This window comes from Arthrobacter sp. Helios (genome assembly GCF_023167125.1).
Taxonomy (GTDB): domain Bacteria; phylum Actinomycetota; class Actinomycetes; order Actinomycetales; family Micrococcaceae; genus Arthrobacter_B; species Arthrobacter_B luteolus.
Window position 1 is genome coordinate 2481925 of the sequence record NZ_CP095402.1, and the last position, 13719, is coordinate 2495643.

The 13719-nt window shown below is 66.3% G+C and carries 12 protein-coding genes; 5 read left to right on the forward strand and 7 right to left on the reverse strand.

Features of this window, described 5'->3' with window-relative positions:
- Positions 1 to 51 precede the first annotated feature (51 nt).
- Genes ArtHe_RS11200 through ArtHe_RS11210 form a run of 3 tightly spaced genes read right to left on the reverse strand, consistent with a single transcriptional unit; the run spans position 52 to position 3890 of the window.
- Positions 52 to 1623 carry an APC family permease gene (locus tag ArtHe_RS11200; protein WP_066296257.1) on the reverse strand — a complete coding sequence of 524 codons (1572 nt, stop codon included), beginning with the start codon at positions 1621 to 1623 and terminating at the stop codon, positions 52 to 54.
- The gene (locus ArtHe_RS11205; protein WP_248316916.1) at positions 1620 to 2513 is read right to left on the reverse strand and encodes a universal stress protein; all 894 of its coding nucleotides are present in this window, start codon (positions 2511 to 2513) and stop codon (positions 1620 to 1622) included. Before ArtHe_RS11205 ends, ArtHe_RS11200 begins: the two co-directional genes overlap by 4 nt.
- Positions 2514 to 2519: 6 nt before the next feature.
- A complete protein-coding gene (locus tag ArtHe_RS11210) occupies positions 2520 to 3890 on the reverse strand; it encodes an NAD(P)/FAD-dependent oxidoreductase (protein ID WP_248316917.1) in 1371 nt (456 codons plus the stop codon).
- Between the two features lie 183 nt (positions 3891 to 4073).
- On the opposite strand from ArtHe_RS11210, the gene ArtHe_RS11215 reads away from it, so the two are divergent.
- A complete protein-coding gene (locus tag ArtHe_RS11215) occupies positions 4074 to 4760 on the forward strand; it encodes a TetR/AcrR family transcriptional regulator C-terminal domain-containing protein (RefSeq protein ID WP_248316918.1) in 687 nt (228 codons plus the stop codon).
- A gap of 106 nt (positions 4761 to 4866) precedes the next feature.
- Here the strand turns inward: ArtHe_RS11215 and gabT are convergent, their stop codons facing one another.
- On the reverse strand, positions 4867 to 6222 hold the full coding sequence (gabT, locus tag ArtHe_RS11220; RefSeq protein WP_248316919.1) for a 4-aminobutyrate--2-oxoglutarate transaminase: 1356 nt from the start codon (positions 6220 to 6222) through the stop codon (positions 4867 to 4869).
- Positions 6223 to 6374: 152 nt separating this feature from the next.
- Between gabT and ArtHe_RS11225 the strand changes: the two genes are divergently transcribed.
- From ArtHe_RS11225 to ArtHe_RS11235, 3 genes are all read left to right on the forward strand, one after another.
- Positions 6375 to 7793 (forward strand): PucR family transcriptional regulator, encoded by a 1419-nt coding sequence (locus ArtHe_RS11225; protein ID WP_248316920.1) that lies wholly within the window; start codon positions 6375 to 6377, stop codon positions 7791 to 7793.
- Between the two features lie 78 nt (positions 7794 to 7871).
- Entirely contained in the window at positions 7872 to 8504 is a 633-nt protein-coding gene (locus ArtHe_RS11230; protein ID WP_248316921.1) for a putative glycolipid-binding domain-containing protein, read from the forward strand.
- 73 nt (positions 8505 to 8577) lie between these two features.
- Positions 8578 to 9000 carry a hypothetical protein gene (locus ArtHe_RS11235; RefSeq protein WP_066296272.1) on the forward strand — a complete coding sequence of 141 codons (423 nt, stop codon included), beginning with the start codon at positions 8578 to 8580 and terminating at the stop codon, positions 8998 to 9000.
- Positions 9001 to 9064: 64 nt separating this feature from the next.
- Here the strand turns inward: ArtHe_RS11235 and ArtHe_RS11240 are convergent, their stop codons facing one another.
- From ArtHe_RS11240 to ArtHe_RS11250, 3 genes are all read right to left on the reverse strand, one after another.
- Positions 9065 to 10075: a polyprenyl synthetase family protein gene (locus ArtHe_RS11240; protein ID WP_248319764.1), complete on the reverse strand. Its 1011-nt coding sequence runs from the start codon at positions 10073 to 10075 to the stop codon at positions 9065 to 9067.
- Positions 10076 to 10162: 87 nt separating this feature from the next.
- Entirely contained in the window at positions 10163 to 11509 is a 1347-nt protein-coding gene (locus ArtHe_RS11245; protein ID WP_248316922.1) for a geranylgeranyl reductase family protein, read from the reverse strand.
- The gene (locus ArtHe_RS11250; RefSeq protein ID WP_248316923.1) at positions 11510 to 12226 is read right to left on the reverse strand and encodes a demethylmenaquinone methyltransferase; all 717 of its coding nucleotides are present in this window, start codon (positions 12224 to 12226) and stop codon (positions 11510 to 11512) included.
- Between the two features lie 145 nt (positions 12227 to 12371).
- Between ArtHe_RS11250 and ArtHe_RS11255 the strand changes: the two genes are divergently transcribed.
- A complete protein-coding gene (locus ArtHe_RS11255) occupies positions 12372 to 13691 on the forward strand; it encodes an isochorismate synthase (protein ID WP_248316924.1) in 1320 nt (439 codons plus the stop codon).
- The last annotated feature ends 28 nt before the right edge of the window (positions 13692 to 13719 follow it).

A 13719-nucleotide genomic window follows, 5' to 3' on the forward strand; every position in this document is an offset into this window, starting at 1 on the left:
GTGTCCGCGGGCTTCCCTGCAGGCGCAGGTTTGCCGTGCCGGGTTATCCGGTTAGACCGACGGCACGTCCTCCTTGCCGGGAGCTTCGTCCGGCGCACTGCCGGAGTGCCCGACCCGCAGCGTCTCGCCCCGGAAGAACCCGGGGTTGCGCCGGTACATCAGGAGCATCAGCACGGCGCCAAGGGCGATGACGCCCATGCCCAGCACGAAGACCAGGCCCACGCCGCCCACCGAGGAACCGGAACCGTAGGCCGGATCCATGGAGTCCAGTGCCGTCTTCAGGAACATCACCCACAGGATGATGCCGCCAAGGGCCGGGGCCAGGAACTTCACCAGGAAGTTGCGCATGCTGCTGAAGGCTTCGCGGCGGAAGTACCAGACGCAGGCCAGGGCGGTCAGCCCGTAGTAGAAGCAGATCATCAGGCCCAGTGCGGTAATGGTGTCCCACAGTGCGTTCTCCGAGAGCAGCCTGGTGATGACGTAGAACCCCGCGGCAGCCACAGCTGCCGCCACGGTGGCATAACCCGGAGACTTGTGCGCCGGGCTGATCCTGCTGAAGCTGCGCGGCAGTGCCCGGTAGTGTCCCATCGCCAGCAGCGTGCGCGCCGGTGAGACGAAGGTGGACTGCAGTGAGGCAGCTGAACTGCTGAGGATGGACAGGGACATCAGGATGGCGAACGGCCCCATCACAGGACCGGCCAGCACCGCGAAGATGCTCTCCTGGTTGTCCGGGTTGCCGGCGCCCAGCTCTCCGTCGCCGACGCCGGCGTAGGAGATCACGGCGAGGGCAATCATCATGTAGATCAGCACAATCACGAACACCGTGGCCGTAGCCGCGCGGCCCGGTGTCTTCTCCGGGTCCTTGGTCTCCTCGTTCATGGTGAGGGTGACGTCCCAGCCCCAGTACACAAAAATGGAGAGGGACACACCGGCGGCGAACGCCGAGAAGGATTCGACGGCGAACGGGTTGAACCATTCAGCGCTGATCTGGGTGGGGTCAAAGGCCGTCCCGTTGGCTACATGGACGAACGCAGCAACGGAGAACCAGGTGAGCACCACCAGCTGGAAGGCTACGAGGACGTACTGCACCGTTTTGGTGGTTTCAACGCCGCGGTAGGAAATCCAGCAGGCCACGGCAATGAACACGAGCGTCGTTGCTATGTTCAGGGGAAGGTTCAGGGTCAGGTCGGCCAGGGCGTCATTGCCCGTCACCTGCGCCAGCATGAGGTAGAAGAAGTCCACCGCGACGGCGGCGAGGTTCGAGAGCACGATGATGGTGGCGGCAATCAGCCCCCAGCCTCCCATCCAGCCGACCCAGGGCCCAAAAGCCCGGGTCGCCCAGGTGAACGACGTACCGGAGTCCGGCATCGCGGTGTTCAGTTCGCGGTACCCGATCGCCACCAGGATCATCGGGATGAAGCCGACCAGGAAGATCGCCGGCAGCTGCACCCCCACCTCGGAAACGGTGGGGCCCAGCCCCGAGGTGAGGGTGTACGCCGGGGCGATACAGGAGATGCCGATGACGACGGCGCCAATCAGGCCGACCTGCCCGCCCTTCAGTCCCTTGCTGGAGAGCCCGCTTCCTTCTGCGCCCGGGCGCACTGTTTTTGACTTGGCGCTCATTGCGGTTCTCCTGTCTGCGGTGCGGGTGCAGCCGCACTCGAGGTGCCCATGTAGCCGCGGGGAACCACGACCATCGGGACCGGAAGGCTGCGCAGTACCTTCGAGGCCGTGGTCCCCAGGAACAGCTGGTTGTGCAGGGCGAGGCGGCTGGAGCCGATGATGAAGATCTCCCCGTCCTCGAAGTCCAGGTTGTCGACTGCGTTTTCGATGGTGCGTCCCTGCGCGACCTCGCCGGTGACCTGGCACCGGCCGCGGGTGAGGGTTTCAGCCTTGGCGACGCGGTCGGCCACATGCTGCCGTGCTTCGTCCAGGGCAGCGCTCTGAGATGAAGCCAGCGCCACGAGCGAGAGCAGGCGCAGCGGCAGGCCGCGCTGGGCGGCAGACGCGGCGCCGACTTCCAGGACGTCCTCGGCCCCGCGCCGTTCACCGACAGCACAGGTGACCCGGGTAATCGGATCGGTCCGGCTGTAGCCGTACGGCGCCAGGGCCACGGGAACGTGGGCGGCGTGGAGCAGAGCGTTGGCCACGCTGCCCACCGTGTAGCGCTTGAACAGGCCGTTGCTTCCGGCGCCGACCACAATGAGCCCGGCACCGAACTCGGCTGCCGCGTCGATAAGTCCGCGCGCGTCGGAGTCGGCTGCCCGGATGTGGCCCCGCGCCTCGATGTCTTCCGGCACCATGGCCAGGGCCTCGTCCAGCCAGGCCCCGAGCTGCTCAGCCAGCAGCGTGGCGTAGGACCGTTCCGGGGGATAAACCGCCGTATAGGGCGACTGCTCGGGGTCGACCATTACCAGGTCCAGGGACGCCCCCTGGCTGCGCGCAAGCGCACAGGCCAGGTTCAGGGCATCCCGGCCCCGCTCCGTTGCGGCGTAGCCGACTACGTAGCGCACTGGATCTTAGCCTTGAGCCCGGGCGATGATCCGGGCCGCGGTCTGCGCGCCCATCCGGACAGCGCCGTCGACGTGCTGGTAGCCCTCGGCCGCCAGGTCGGAGCTGGACCAGTAGATGGGTCCGACCGGAACCAGCTGGTCCGGGCCGTAGCGGTGCAGGCCGCCCAGGTCGAAGCTGGCGGCGTAGGCGCCGCGGGTCCATTCCTCCGAGCCCCAGTCGGACTCGTAGTAGACCTCGGGGGTCAGCGCCTCGTCGCCCAGGTAGCCGGCGATGGACTGGAGGATGGCCTGCTTGCGCTCCTCGGCGCTGAGCTCGAACATTGCGTCGGCCTTTTCGTCGGAGACGAAGCCGACCAGGGTGCCGCGGGGGTCTTCGTGGTTGGTGTTGTCGTAGACCTCCTGGACCAGCTCGTGCGCGCCGAAGCAGGTGCCGGACAATCCGGCTTCGCGCCAGAACGGGGTGGAGTACACGGCGTGGACCTTGATGACCAGACCCAGGGACTGGTGCTGGTGCATCTGGTGCTGGCGGCGCGGCAGGGGCGGATCGAAGGAGACGCGGGAGTACAGGTTCGGCGGCACGGCCATGACTGCGTAGCGTGCGGTGACGCTGACGCCGTCGGCAATGGCCGTGACGGAGGTGCCTTCTGCGCCCTCGGACCAGCGCAGGGTACGGACCGGAGCATTCAGGACGACGTCGTCGCCGAGTTCGGCTGCCATACGCTCGGAAACCTGCTGCATACCGCCGGCAACGCGGCGGTCGAGGATGAAGTCTTCGTCCACGAGGTTGGAGAAGGAGCCGGCTGATGCCGACATCAGCAGCGCCTGCAGGGTTGAGAAAGAATGCGCCGGCTTGGTCAGCATGCCGCCGGCCACGAACAGGCCGATGTTGTTGCAGGCCTCTTCGTTGCTGGACTGGCTGCGCAGCCAGTGGTGGAAGGACACGGTGTCCAGCTCGCGGGCGTCCGGGTGCGTCCACGGGGCGGCCGGATCGGTCTTGGCCGTAAGTTCGTCCAGCAGGTTGATGAGACGTTCCATTTCCTTGGCCGTCTCTTCGGCGACCGGGAACATCTCCCCCGTGTAGCGGACGGCACGGTGGTCCGCGCCGATGTAGACGGACTCGCCGTCGCGGTAGCGCTGGAAGGTCTCCAGACCCAGTTCCTCCACCAGTTCGCTCAGGACTTCCTGGTCCGGGGAGATCCACTGTCCGCCGATTTCAAGGAAAGCACCGTCGATGGTGTCCGACCAGGTGCGGCCGCCCACCCGGTCCCGGGCTTCCAGCACGGTAACACTCAGGCCGGCGGCCTTCAGCTTCCGGGCGGTTGTCAGGCCGGACGGGCCTGCGCCGATGATAACTACGTCGCGTTCCAGGTTCTGCACAGTATTTCCTCTCTCCTGCGGCCGACCGCCGGCCGCACAAATGAACGCCCGTCACCATCCAGATAAATGAATAGCGTTCATTTTGTATCGACACTCTAGCCGACCCCCGGTGCCGTGGGGAGACTTTGTGCGAATATTAATTTTCGGGCGCCGAAGTGCCCGCCAGACCATCGGAGGAAATGGATGCCGGCAGCACGCACCAAGCGGACGGCAGGGCGTCCGCACCAGCGCGTCCTGACCCGGGAGAACATCACCGGGGCGGCCCTGGCCGTGATCGGCACCAGCGGCTACGGCGGCTTTACCATGTCCTCGCTGGCCGGAAAGCTCCAGGTTGCCCCCTCTGCCCTGTACAACCACGCGTCCTCGAAGCAGGAGGTCCTGCGCTGGATCCAGGACGATCTCATGGCCAAAGTGGACGTCACCGGGTTTACCTCCGGACCTTGGGATGCAGCCGTGCGGACCTGGGCCCGTTCCTACCGTGATGTTTTTGTCCGCCACACCCCGTTGATTCCCGTGATCGCAGTGCTCCAGGTCAGCGGTGCGCCCCGCACCCTGGCCATGTATGAGGCGGTAACGGCCGGATTCCTGCGGGCCGGGTGGGAGGAAGCACGCATCATCCCGGCAATTATCGCGCTGGAATCCTTCATTTTCGGATCAGCGTTCGACGCCGTCGCACCGGAGGATATCTTCGAAACCGGCCCGTTGACCGATGAAAGTCCCCGGTTCAGCTCCGCCGTGGCCGCTGCCGCTACGAGAGTTGGCGGCCAGGGAGCGGATGAGGCTTTTGAGGCCGGTCTGGAGGCCCTGGTCCACGGGTTCTCGATGCCCCGGCAGGAGCAGGTGCCCCGGCACGAAGAACACCACAGCTAACCCGGCTGCAGCTGGGGTCACGAAAAAGGGGCGGCGTCCGGATGAACCGGACACCGCCCCTTTTCAGGTCGTCTTGATGGTCGAGGGCGCTGACGCGCCCTCGGGCTTAGGCCTGGGCGCGGATAGCCGCTTCCAGGACGTCGAGGCCGTCGGAGAGCAGCTCATCGCTGATCACCAGCGGGGGCAGCAGACGGATGACGTTGCCGTAGGTACCGCAGGTCAGGATGATGACACCTTCCTGGAGGCAGGCTGCGGCAATGGCCTTGGCTGCTTCGGCGTTCGGCGTCTTGGTACCCGGCTTCACCAGTTCCAGGGCCAGCATGGCACCGCGGCCGCGGACCTCGCCGATCACGCCGGTTTCCTCGGCAACCTTGCTCATGCGCGGCACCGTGATCTCCTCGATGTGGCGGGCGCGGCCGGCCAGATCCTGGGTCTTCATGGTTTCGATGGCAGCGAGTGCGGAGGCACAGGCCACCGGGTTGCCGCCGTAGGTACCGCCCAGGCCGCCGGGGTGGACGGCGTCGAGCAGCTCGGCGCGGCCCGTGACTGCGGAGAGCGGCATACCGCCGGCAATGCCCTTGGCCATGGTCAGGATGTCCGGGACAACACCTTCATGGTCGACGGCGAACCACTCGCCGGTGCGGCAGAAACCGGACTGGACTTCGTCGGCAATGAAAACGATGCCGTTTTCCTTGGCCCACTCGGCCAGGCGGGGCAGGAAGCCCTCAGCCGGAACGATGAATCCGCCTTCGCCCTGGATCGGTTCGATGAGCAGAGCAGCCAGCTGGTCTGCGCCGATCTGCTTTTCGATGGCGAGGATGGCACGGTTTGCCGCTTCGACGCCGGTGATCTCCGGGTTTTCTTCGCGGAACGGGTAGCTCATCGGCATCCGGTAGATCTCGGAGGCGAACGGGCCGAAGCCGGTCTTGTACGGCATGGCCTTGGCAGTCAGGCCCATGGTGAGGTTGGTGCGGCCATGGTAAGCGTGGTCGAAGGCGACGACGGCCTGGCGGCCGGTGGCAGAGCGGGCGATCTTGACGGCGTTCTCCACGGCTTCGGCACCGGAGTTGAAGAGCACGGTGCGCTTCTCGTGGTCGCCCGGGGTCAGCTCGGCAAGCTTTTCGGCAACCTCCACGTAGCCTTCGTACGGGGTGACCATAAAGCAGGTGTGCGTGAACCGGGCCACCTGCTCCTGGGCAGCGGCAACCACGGCCGGGTCGGAGGCACCCACGCTGGTGACCGCGATGCCTGACCCCAGGTCAATGAAGGAGTTGCCGTCAACGTCCTGGATGATGCCGCCGTCGGCGTCCTGGACGTAAACCGGAACACTGGAAGCGACACCCTTGGCCACGACCGCCGCACGGCGTTCGCTCAGCGCAGCGGACTTCGGGCCGGGGAAAGCCCCGGTGATATTCCGCTTCTGCTCCAGCCGGTAAGTCGGTTCGATGGCTGATGTGCTCATGGTTCTGCCTTTCGGGAACAAGTGTGGGGCGGCGTCAGTCCGCAGTGATCCCCAACTTACGCGTCGGACCAACTCCTCGGGACGGCCACCCGCACAATGGCTGCTCTGTCTTGACGTGCAAACGCCCAATCCCGCCAGCATATAGTTGTTTGGTGCCTATCTCACTTTCCGATCTCCTTGCTGCCGAGGGCCTGGACCTGGCGGTGCGCGGTACCGCCGCAGTCAGTCCCGAGCCGGTGCAGTGGGTTGCCGTCACGGAACTCGAAGATCCCTCTCCTTTCCTGGGCGGCGGAGAGGTGGTCCTCACCACCGGCATGCGGCAGCGGACGGGCGCAGCGCAGCGCCGGTTCGTGGAAAGCGTGCACCGTGCCGGCGCCCTGGCCATCGGCTTCGGCACCGGGCTCAGCCTGGACCGGGTGCCGGGGCCCCTGGTGGAAGAAGCCAACCGGCTGGGACTCCCCGTCTTCGAAGTCCCCTACAACACCCCTTTCATGGCCGTGGGCAAGCTCGTGGCCGACGCGCTATCGGCCGACCATGTAGGCCAGCTCCATGACTTGCTCTCCGGCCACCAGATCCTGGCCAAGGCGCTGCTTTCCGGGCAGGGGCTGGAGGGGCTGCTCCGGGAACTGGCACAGATCCTCGGCACCGAGGTGGCCCTGCATCAGTACGGCGCGCTCATCTATTCCGCCGGTCAGGGTGCCGCCCAGGACGCAACCTGGCACACCACGCCCATCGCCACCGGGCTGCGCGACCGCTGCACCCTCGCCGTGGCCGAACCGTTCCGGGCTCCGGACCTCATAGCCTACGCACAGAGCCTGATCAGCGTGGAACTGAACAACCAGGCCAGGCGCCGGGTACGGGACCGGGCGGTCAACGGCCAGCTGCTGGCGGATATTGTTGCCGGCAAGCTCAGCGGTCCGGACGCAGTGCACCGGCTGCGCTCCTCCGGGGTGAGCACCGACCGGCGGCAGCTGACCCTCCTAGTGGAAGCAGCCGCCTCACAGGCCAGGTCCCTTCCGTCACTGCCACTGCCGGCGGGCTTCGATTCCGCGGTGACCGCGATCCTCGAAGACCGGCTCGTGATCCTGTTCCCGGACGGAAAACCGGCAGAGCTGGCCGGAGTGCTCAGCAGCTACCTCCGGGACGCCGGGCTGGCCGCCAAGGTTGGCGTTGGCGGGGCCTACGCCGATCCGGCAGGCCTGCGCTGGGGCTACTACGAGGCCAAGGAAGGCCTGCTCCGCGGAGCAGCGGTGAATCAGCCGGACCGGCTCAGCCTGGCGTCGCTGCTGATGGCCAGCCGCGACGTGCCGCTGGCCGACCTCGCGGCGGAAGCCCTGGATCCGCTGCTCGCCTTCGACACGGCGCACGACGCCGATCTGGTGGCCACCCTCGAAACGTACCTGGCTCTCAACGGATCGGTCGCCAAGGTGGCGCACACCCTCGGCCTGCACCGCAACACCGTGCGGTACCGGCTTTCACAGATCGCCGACCTCTCCGGGTACGACCCCTCACTCACAGCTGACCGGGTGCATCTGTACCTGGCCCTGAGCGTCCGCCGGCTGGCTGGCTAAGCGAACCGCTGCACCATGCCTGCCGGCAGCAGGGTCCGCAGTTTTGTGCCCGTTTGGGCCGGACTTTACTCTGTAGGAATGGACAAGCCCGCGCAGCCCGCCAGGACCCTTCACTGGGCGGGCGTCGACGACCCCGCACGCCTGGACTCCGCCGTCGTGTCCTTCCGTGCGGGGGAACTGGCTGCCAGCGGCACTTCCACCTGCGGTGAGTACACCGCAGCCTGGACCTTGAACACCTCGCCTGGCTGGGTGACCCGCCGCCTGCAGGTCCACGTCACAGGCGAGGGCTGGGCCAGGTCGCTGGACCTGACGCGGTCAGTGGACGGACGCTGGAATTCCCATGTGGAGACCAGCGGCGACGTTGACCTGCCCGAACCAGGCATCGAAGATCCGCTGGCACTGGATAACGCCCAGGACTGCGACCTCGGCCTGTGCCCGCTGACCAACACCATGCCCATCCTCCGGCTGGACCTGCTCAACAATGCCGCTCCGCCGGACGAAACCCGGCTGACCATGGCGTGGGTTGAGATGCCCAGCCTGCGGGTGCTGGCCAGTGAGCAGGTTTATTCACAGGTCTCCCCCTACCGCGGAGAACGCGGCAGCGCGATCGTCCTCTACTCCTCCGCCACCCGCGGTTTCACCGCGGAACTTACCGTCGACGCCGACGGCGCGGTCCTGGACTACCCTGGCCTCGCCCGGCGGACCAGCTAGGTCTGGATCAGGGCACTCCCACTCGCGGCTAGGATTGAAGTACGCCCGCCTGCAACTTTGGAGAACCCCCGCAATGAGTGAAATGTTCCTGGAAAAGTTCCGCGCCCTGGTCCCGAAGTACCTGGAGGACCAATGGCGCCCGGAGGACGGCATTCCCGCCGCGGAACTGGACGAGCTGCTCGAGGAACACGACTTTTCGATTCCGCTGGTGCTGCGGGAGTTCTATCTGGCGCTCGGCGGCTGCGAAGACCTCATGGAGGCTTTCCACTTCTTCTGGGACCCCGACGAGCTGGAGGTCGAGGACGGCTATCTGCTGTTCCTCGAGGACGAGGACGAGAAATTCACCTGGGGCTTCCGCGCCGACCAGCTGGATGTTCCCGATCCGATCGTCTGGCGCCGCAACAATGCCCGCGGCGACTGGCAGAGCGAAGAGGGCACCTTCAGCGAATACACCTTCGACATGTTCGAGTGGGTTTTCGAGGAAGACGAAGACTAGTACCTCGAGGCCCAGCCTGTTTTTCCGCGGGTGCTCTTCGGCACCCGCGGATCACCGGAAGCGCCTAAGCTTCGCGCTCCACCACGGCTTCGGCGAACGCGGCCAGGGATGCCTTGACCACGGAATCGGGCATTGGAGCCAGCGAAGCGACGGCGTCGGCAGCCCACTGGCGCGCCACTTCCCACGCCTGGGCTGTTGCCCGGTTCCCGCGGACAGCTTCCACCGCGGCGGCCAGCGCCTCATCCGAGGTGAGGTCACCATCGACCAGTTTCAGGACGGCAGCGGCGTCGGCATCCCCCTCAGCGGCGTTGCGGCGCAGGAGCAGGACCGGCAGGGTCGGGACTCCCTCACGCAGATCGGTTCCCGGTGTCTTGCCTGACTTGTCCTTCAGCCCGGCGACGTCAATGACGTCGTCCGCGAGCTGGAAGGCTACGCCCACTTTCTCGCCGTACTCCACCATGATGTCGACGGTCTGCGCGTCCGCGCCGCCGAACAGGGCGCCAAGCTGGCCGGAGGCTGCGATCAGCGAGCCGGTTTTTCCGGCGATAACGGACAGGTAGTGCTCAATGGGATCCTCGCCGTCGGCCGGTCCCACCGTTTCATGCAGCTGGCCCAGGACCAGACGCTCGAAGGTCCGGGCCTGGATGCCCAGAGCTTCGCCGCCCAGCACGGAGACCAGCGACGAGGCGCGGGCAAAGATCAGGTCGCCGGTCAGTACGGCAACGGAGTTTCCCCACACCTCATGGGCGGTGGGCGCTCCGCGGCGGACCGGGGCCGAGTCCATCACGTCATCGTGATAGAGGGTGGCCAGGTGGGTGAGTTCAACGACGACGGCGGCCGTGCGGACGTCCTCATTGCCCGGATCGGTGCCGAGCTGGGATGCCAGGAGGACCAGCAGCGGACGGACGCGCTTGCCGCCGGCTTCGAGCAGGTGCCGGGACGTGGCATCCGCGAAGGGATCGGCATTCGCGATGGCCTCGCGCAGCTGCGTTTCCACTTTGTCCAAACCGGCAACGATGGCTGGCCCCAGGACGGGGTCCTGGGCGAGGGGGGCGAATCCGGGAGGAAGCACCATCTCGGCGTTCCCGGCTGTGGCCGGGCTGGCATTGGTGGATTCAGTCACTGTTCAAGGCTAACTTCTCGTCGGGACAGGTTGGCGGGGTTAGGCATTGCTGGCACCTCCGGGGGCACCCTTGGCCCTGGCGGGCTGCGGAACGGTGTCCTGGTTGGAAGCGGCCGGAACGAGCATCTCCATCAATGCAATCACTCTATCCTCGATCCCTCTGGGGGACGCGTCCACAAGGTTGGCCAGCATGCGGACAACAAACTTCATGAGGACCGGAATCGGCATTCCGGTGCGCAGCGCGAGCTTCATCACCGCGGGTTTGCCGATCATGCCGGCGAAAATCCGGCCGATGGTGAAGTGGCTGCCCCACTCGGAGCGGACGCGGTCCGCGTAGCCGGCCAGAACGCCGTCGTACGCCGCCTGTGCCGCCAGCTGGCCGGGCGTGCCGGCCGCCTGCGTGGCGGAAACAATGTAATCCGCTGCGAACCGCGCAGATTCCATGGCGTAGGAAATGCCTTCACCGTTGAACGGGCTGACCATTCCTCCGGCATCGCCAAGCAGCAGCAGGCCGGGTGAATAGTGCGGGGTCCGGTTGAAGCCCATCGGAAGGGCCGCGCCGCGGATCTCCCCCACCTGGTTCTGAGGCGTGAAACCCCATTCTTCGGGCATGCCGGCGGTCCAGTCCCGCAGGACCTTGCGGTAGTCCAGCCGGCCAAACTCCTTGGAGGAGTTCAGGATGCCCAGCCCAACGTTGGAGGTCCCGTCGCCCACGCCGAAGACCCAGCCGTAGCCGGGCAGCGGATTGCCGGAGGCATCGGGGAGCTCCAGCCAGCCTTCCATCCAGTCGTCGTTGGTGCGCGGTGACGTGAAATAGGTGCGGACGGCCACGCCGAGCGGGCGGTCATCGCGCTTCTCCAGTCCCAGGCTCAGGGCAGTGCGGCTGGAGTTGCCGTCCGCCGCGAGGACAACGTCCGCAGTGAACTCGCGTGTTTGCCCCGTGCGCCGCCCGTTTTCGTCCAGGATGTTCGCGGTGACGCCGCGGACCCGCCCGGAATCGTCCCGCAGTGCCGCGGTCACACTGTGCCGTTCCAGGATGCGGGCACCGGCAGCCTGGGCATGCCGGGCCAGTTCCTCGTCGAAGCCCAGCCGGGTGCGGATCAGGCCGTAGGCAGGGAAATCGGACAGGTCCGGCCAGGGGATTTCGATCGTCCGTCCGGAAGCGATCAGGCGCAGGCCCTTGTTGCGGCGCCAGCCATCGGCTTCCTCATGCGGCAGGCCGAGGAGCTGGATTTCCCTTACGGCGCGGGGGGTCAGGCCGTCCCCGCAGACCTTTTCCCGCGGGAAAGACGTCTTTTCCAGCACGGTCACGTCGATCCCGGCCGAAGCCAGGTAGTAAGCGGCGGTGGAACCGGCGGGGCCGGCCCCGACAATCAGGACGTTCACTTATCCCGCAGAACCAGCGGTATCTGCCGGTTTGACCGCACGGTGGATGGCAACGATCCCGCCGGAGAGGTTCCGGTAGGCCACGTTCTGCCATCCGGCACCGGAGATCCAGGCAGCCAGCCCGTCCTGGTCCGGCCAGGCACGGATGGACTCAGCCAGGTACACATAGGCCGTGGGGTTGGAGGCAACCTTGCTGGCGATCGCCGGGAGGGCGCGCATGAGGTATTCGGTGTACATGGTCCGCCACACCGGCACCACCGGGGAGGAGAACTCTGCAATGACCAGGGTGCCTCCCGGTTTGGTGACGCGGTACATCTCTTCGAGCGCTTTCTGCGGCTCGTTAACGTTGCGCAGACCGAAAGAGATGGTCGCGGCATCGAAGGATTCGTCAGCGAACGGCAGGTTGGTGGCGTCCCCGGCAACAAAATCGATGTCCGGGCGGCGGCGCTTGCCGACCTTCAGCATGCCCAGGGAGAAGTCGCAGGCGACGACCGAGACACCCGCGTCCGCGTACGGCTCGCTGGATGTGCCGGTTCCCGCGGCCAGGTCCAGGACACGCTGTCCGGGACGGGCACCCACCGCATCCACTACCAGCCGGCGCCAGCGGCGCGTCTGCCCCATGGACAGCACGTCATTGACGATGTCGTATTTGGGGGCCACCTCATCAAACATGGCAGCGACTTCATCAGGGCGTTTTTCCAAAGTTGCGCGCTTCACCCGCCCATTGTCTCAAACAATAGTGAGGCCGCCGAACCGGCGGTCTACCCGTTTACCGTTCATCACACACCCGTGTGAGACCGGGCGCCATCTTGGTGCCCGGAATGCAGGCCGCACCCGCAGTCGGAGTAGGGTTGGAGGCACTATGACCACCCTGCGTTCCCTTACCGTTCCCTTGGGCGTGCCGTCAGCCGCCATCGGATTACTGGAGTACCTGGTCCGAGACGACCAGCTCTGCTGGATCCGCCGCGGCGAAGGCCTGGTGGGTTTTGGCGAAACCCTTCGCTACACCTCCTCCGGCCCCGGCCGGTTTGCTGCCGCCCGGAACTGGTGGGCAGATATATCCGCACAGGCCGTGATTGAGGACCAGGTCGCCGTACCAGGCTCCGGGCTGACCGCCTTCGGCTCCTTCGCTTTCTCCAAGCGCTCTCCCTTCCAGTCCCGTCTGGTGGTGCCGGAGATTGTGGTGGGCTCCCGCGGCGGGACCGCCTGGGTCACCCAGACCACTGCGGACCCGGACCTCGTCCTGGACGGCGAGAGTGTCTACACGGCGCTGGCAGGTTTCCTGGACGACATCTCAGGTGAGCAGCTGCCCGAAGCAGGGGACCGGATCCGGCCCGGAGTCCTCTCCGAGTCCGAGTGGAAGAACGCCGTTGCCCGGTCCGTAGCCCACATTGCCGCCGGGGACCTGAGCAAGATTGTGCTGGCCCGGGACATCGTCGCCTCCCTCTCCTCCCCCATTGCCACGGCGCAGGTACTGCGGGAACTGGCGCTGCGTTATGACAGCTGCTGGACCTACGCAGTGGACGGCCTGATTGGCTCCACTCCGGAAATGCTGATCAAGGTGGAAGACGGCAAGGCCCGTGCCCGGGTCCTTGCCGGGACCCTGGACCGCGCCACCGCACCGCTGGATGATCCCGGCTATGCCAAGCGGGTCCTGGCCGGCTCACAAAAGCAGCAGCACGAACACGCGATCGCCATTGATTCCCTGACCCGCCAGCTGGAGCCGTTCACCTCCTCCATGACCAGCCACAGCGAACCGTTCGTTCTGGAACTCCCGAACGTCTGGCACCTGGCCTCTGATGTCACGGCTGACCTGCGCACGGAGGACGGCGCCCTGCCCACTCCCCTGGACCTGGTCGAGGCAGTACACCCCACAGCCGCCGTCTGCGGTTTCCCCACCAGTGTTGCCGGGGAACTAATCAGCGAACTGGAGCACATGGACCGCGGCCCCTATGCGGGACCGGTGGGATGGCTCGACGCCGCAGGCAACGGCGAGTGGGGCATTGCGCTGCGCGGAGCCGTCATTGAAGAGCCCACAGCGGTGCGTCTCTATGCCGGGTGCGGCATCGTTTCGGGGTCGAACCCCGCTGCTGAGCTCGAAGAAACGTGGAGCAAGTTCCGGCCGATGCTTGAGGCGCTCGGACTGGACCGGACCCGCGTGCTCTCGGGCCAGGCTTCCTGAAACTGCGGGGCACTGCAACGCGACGGTA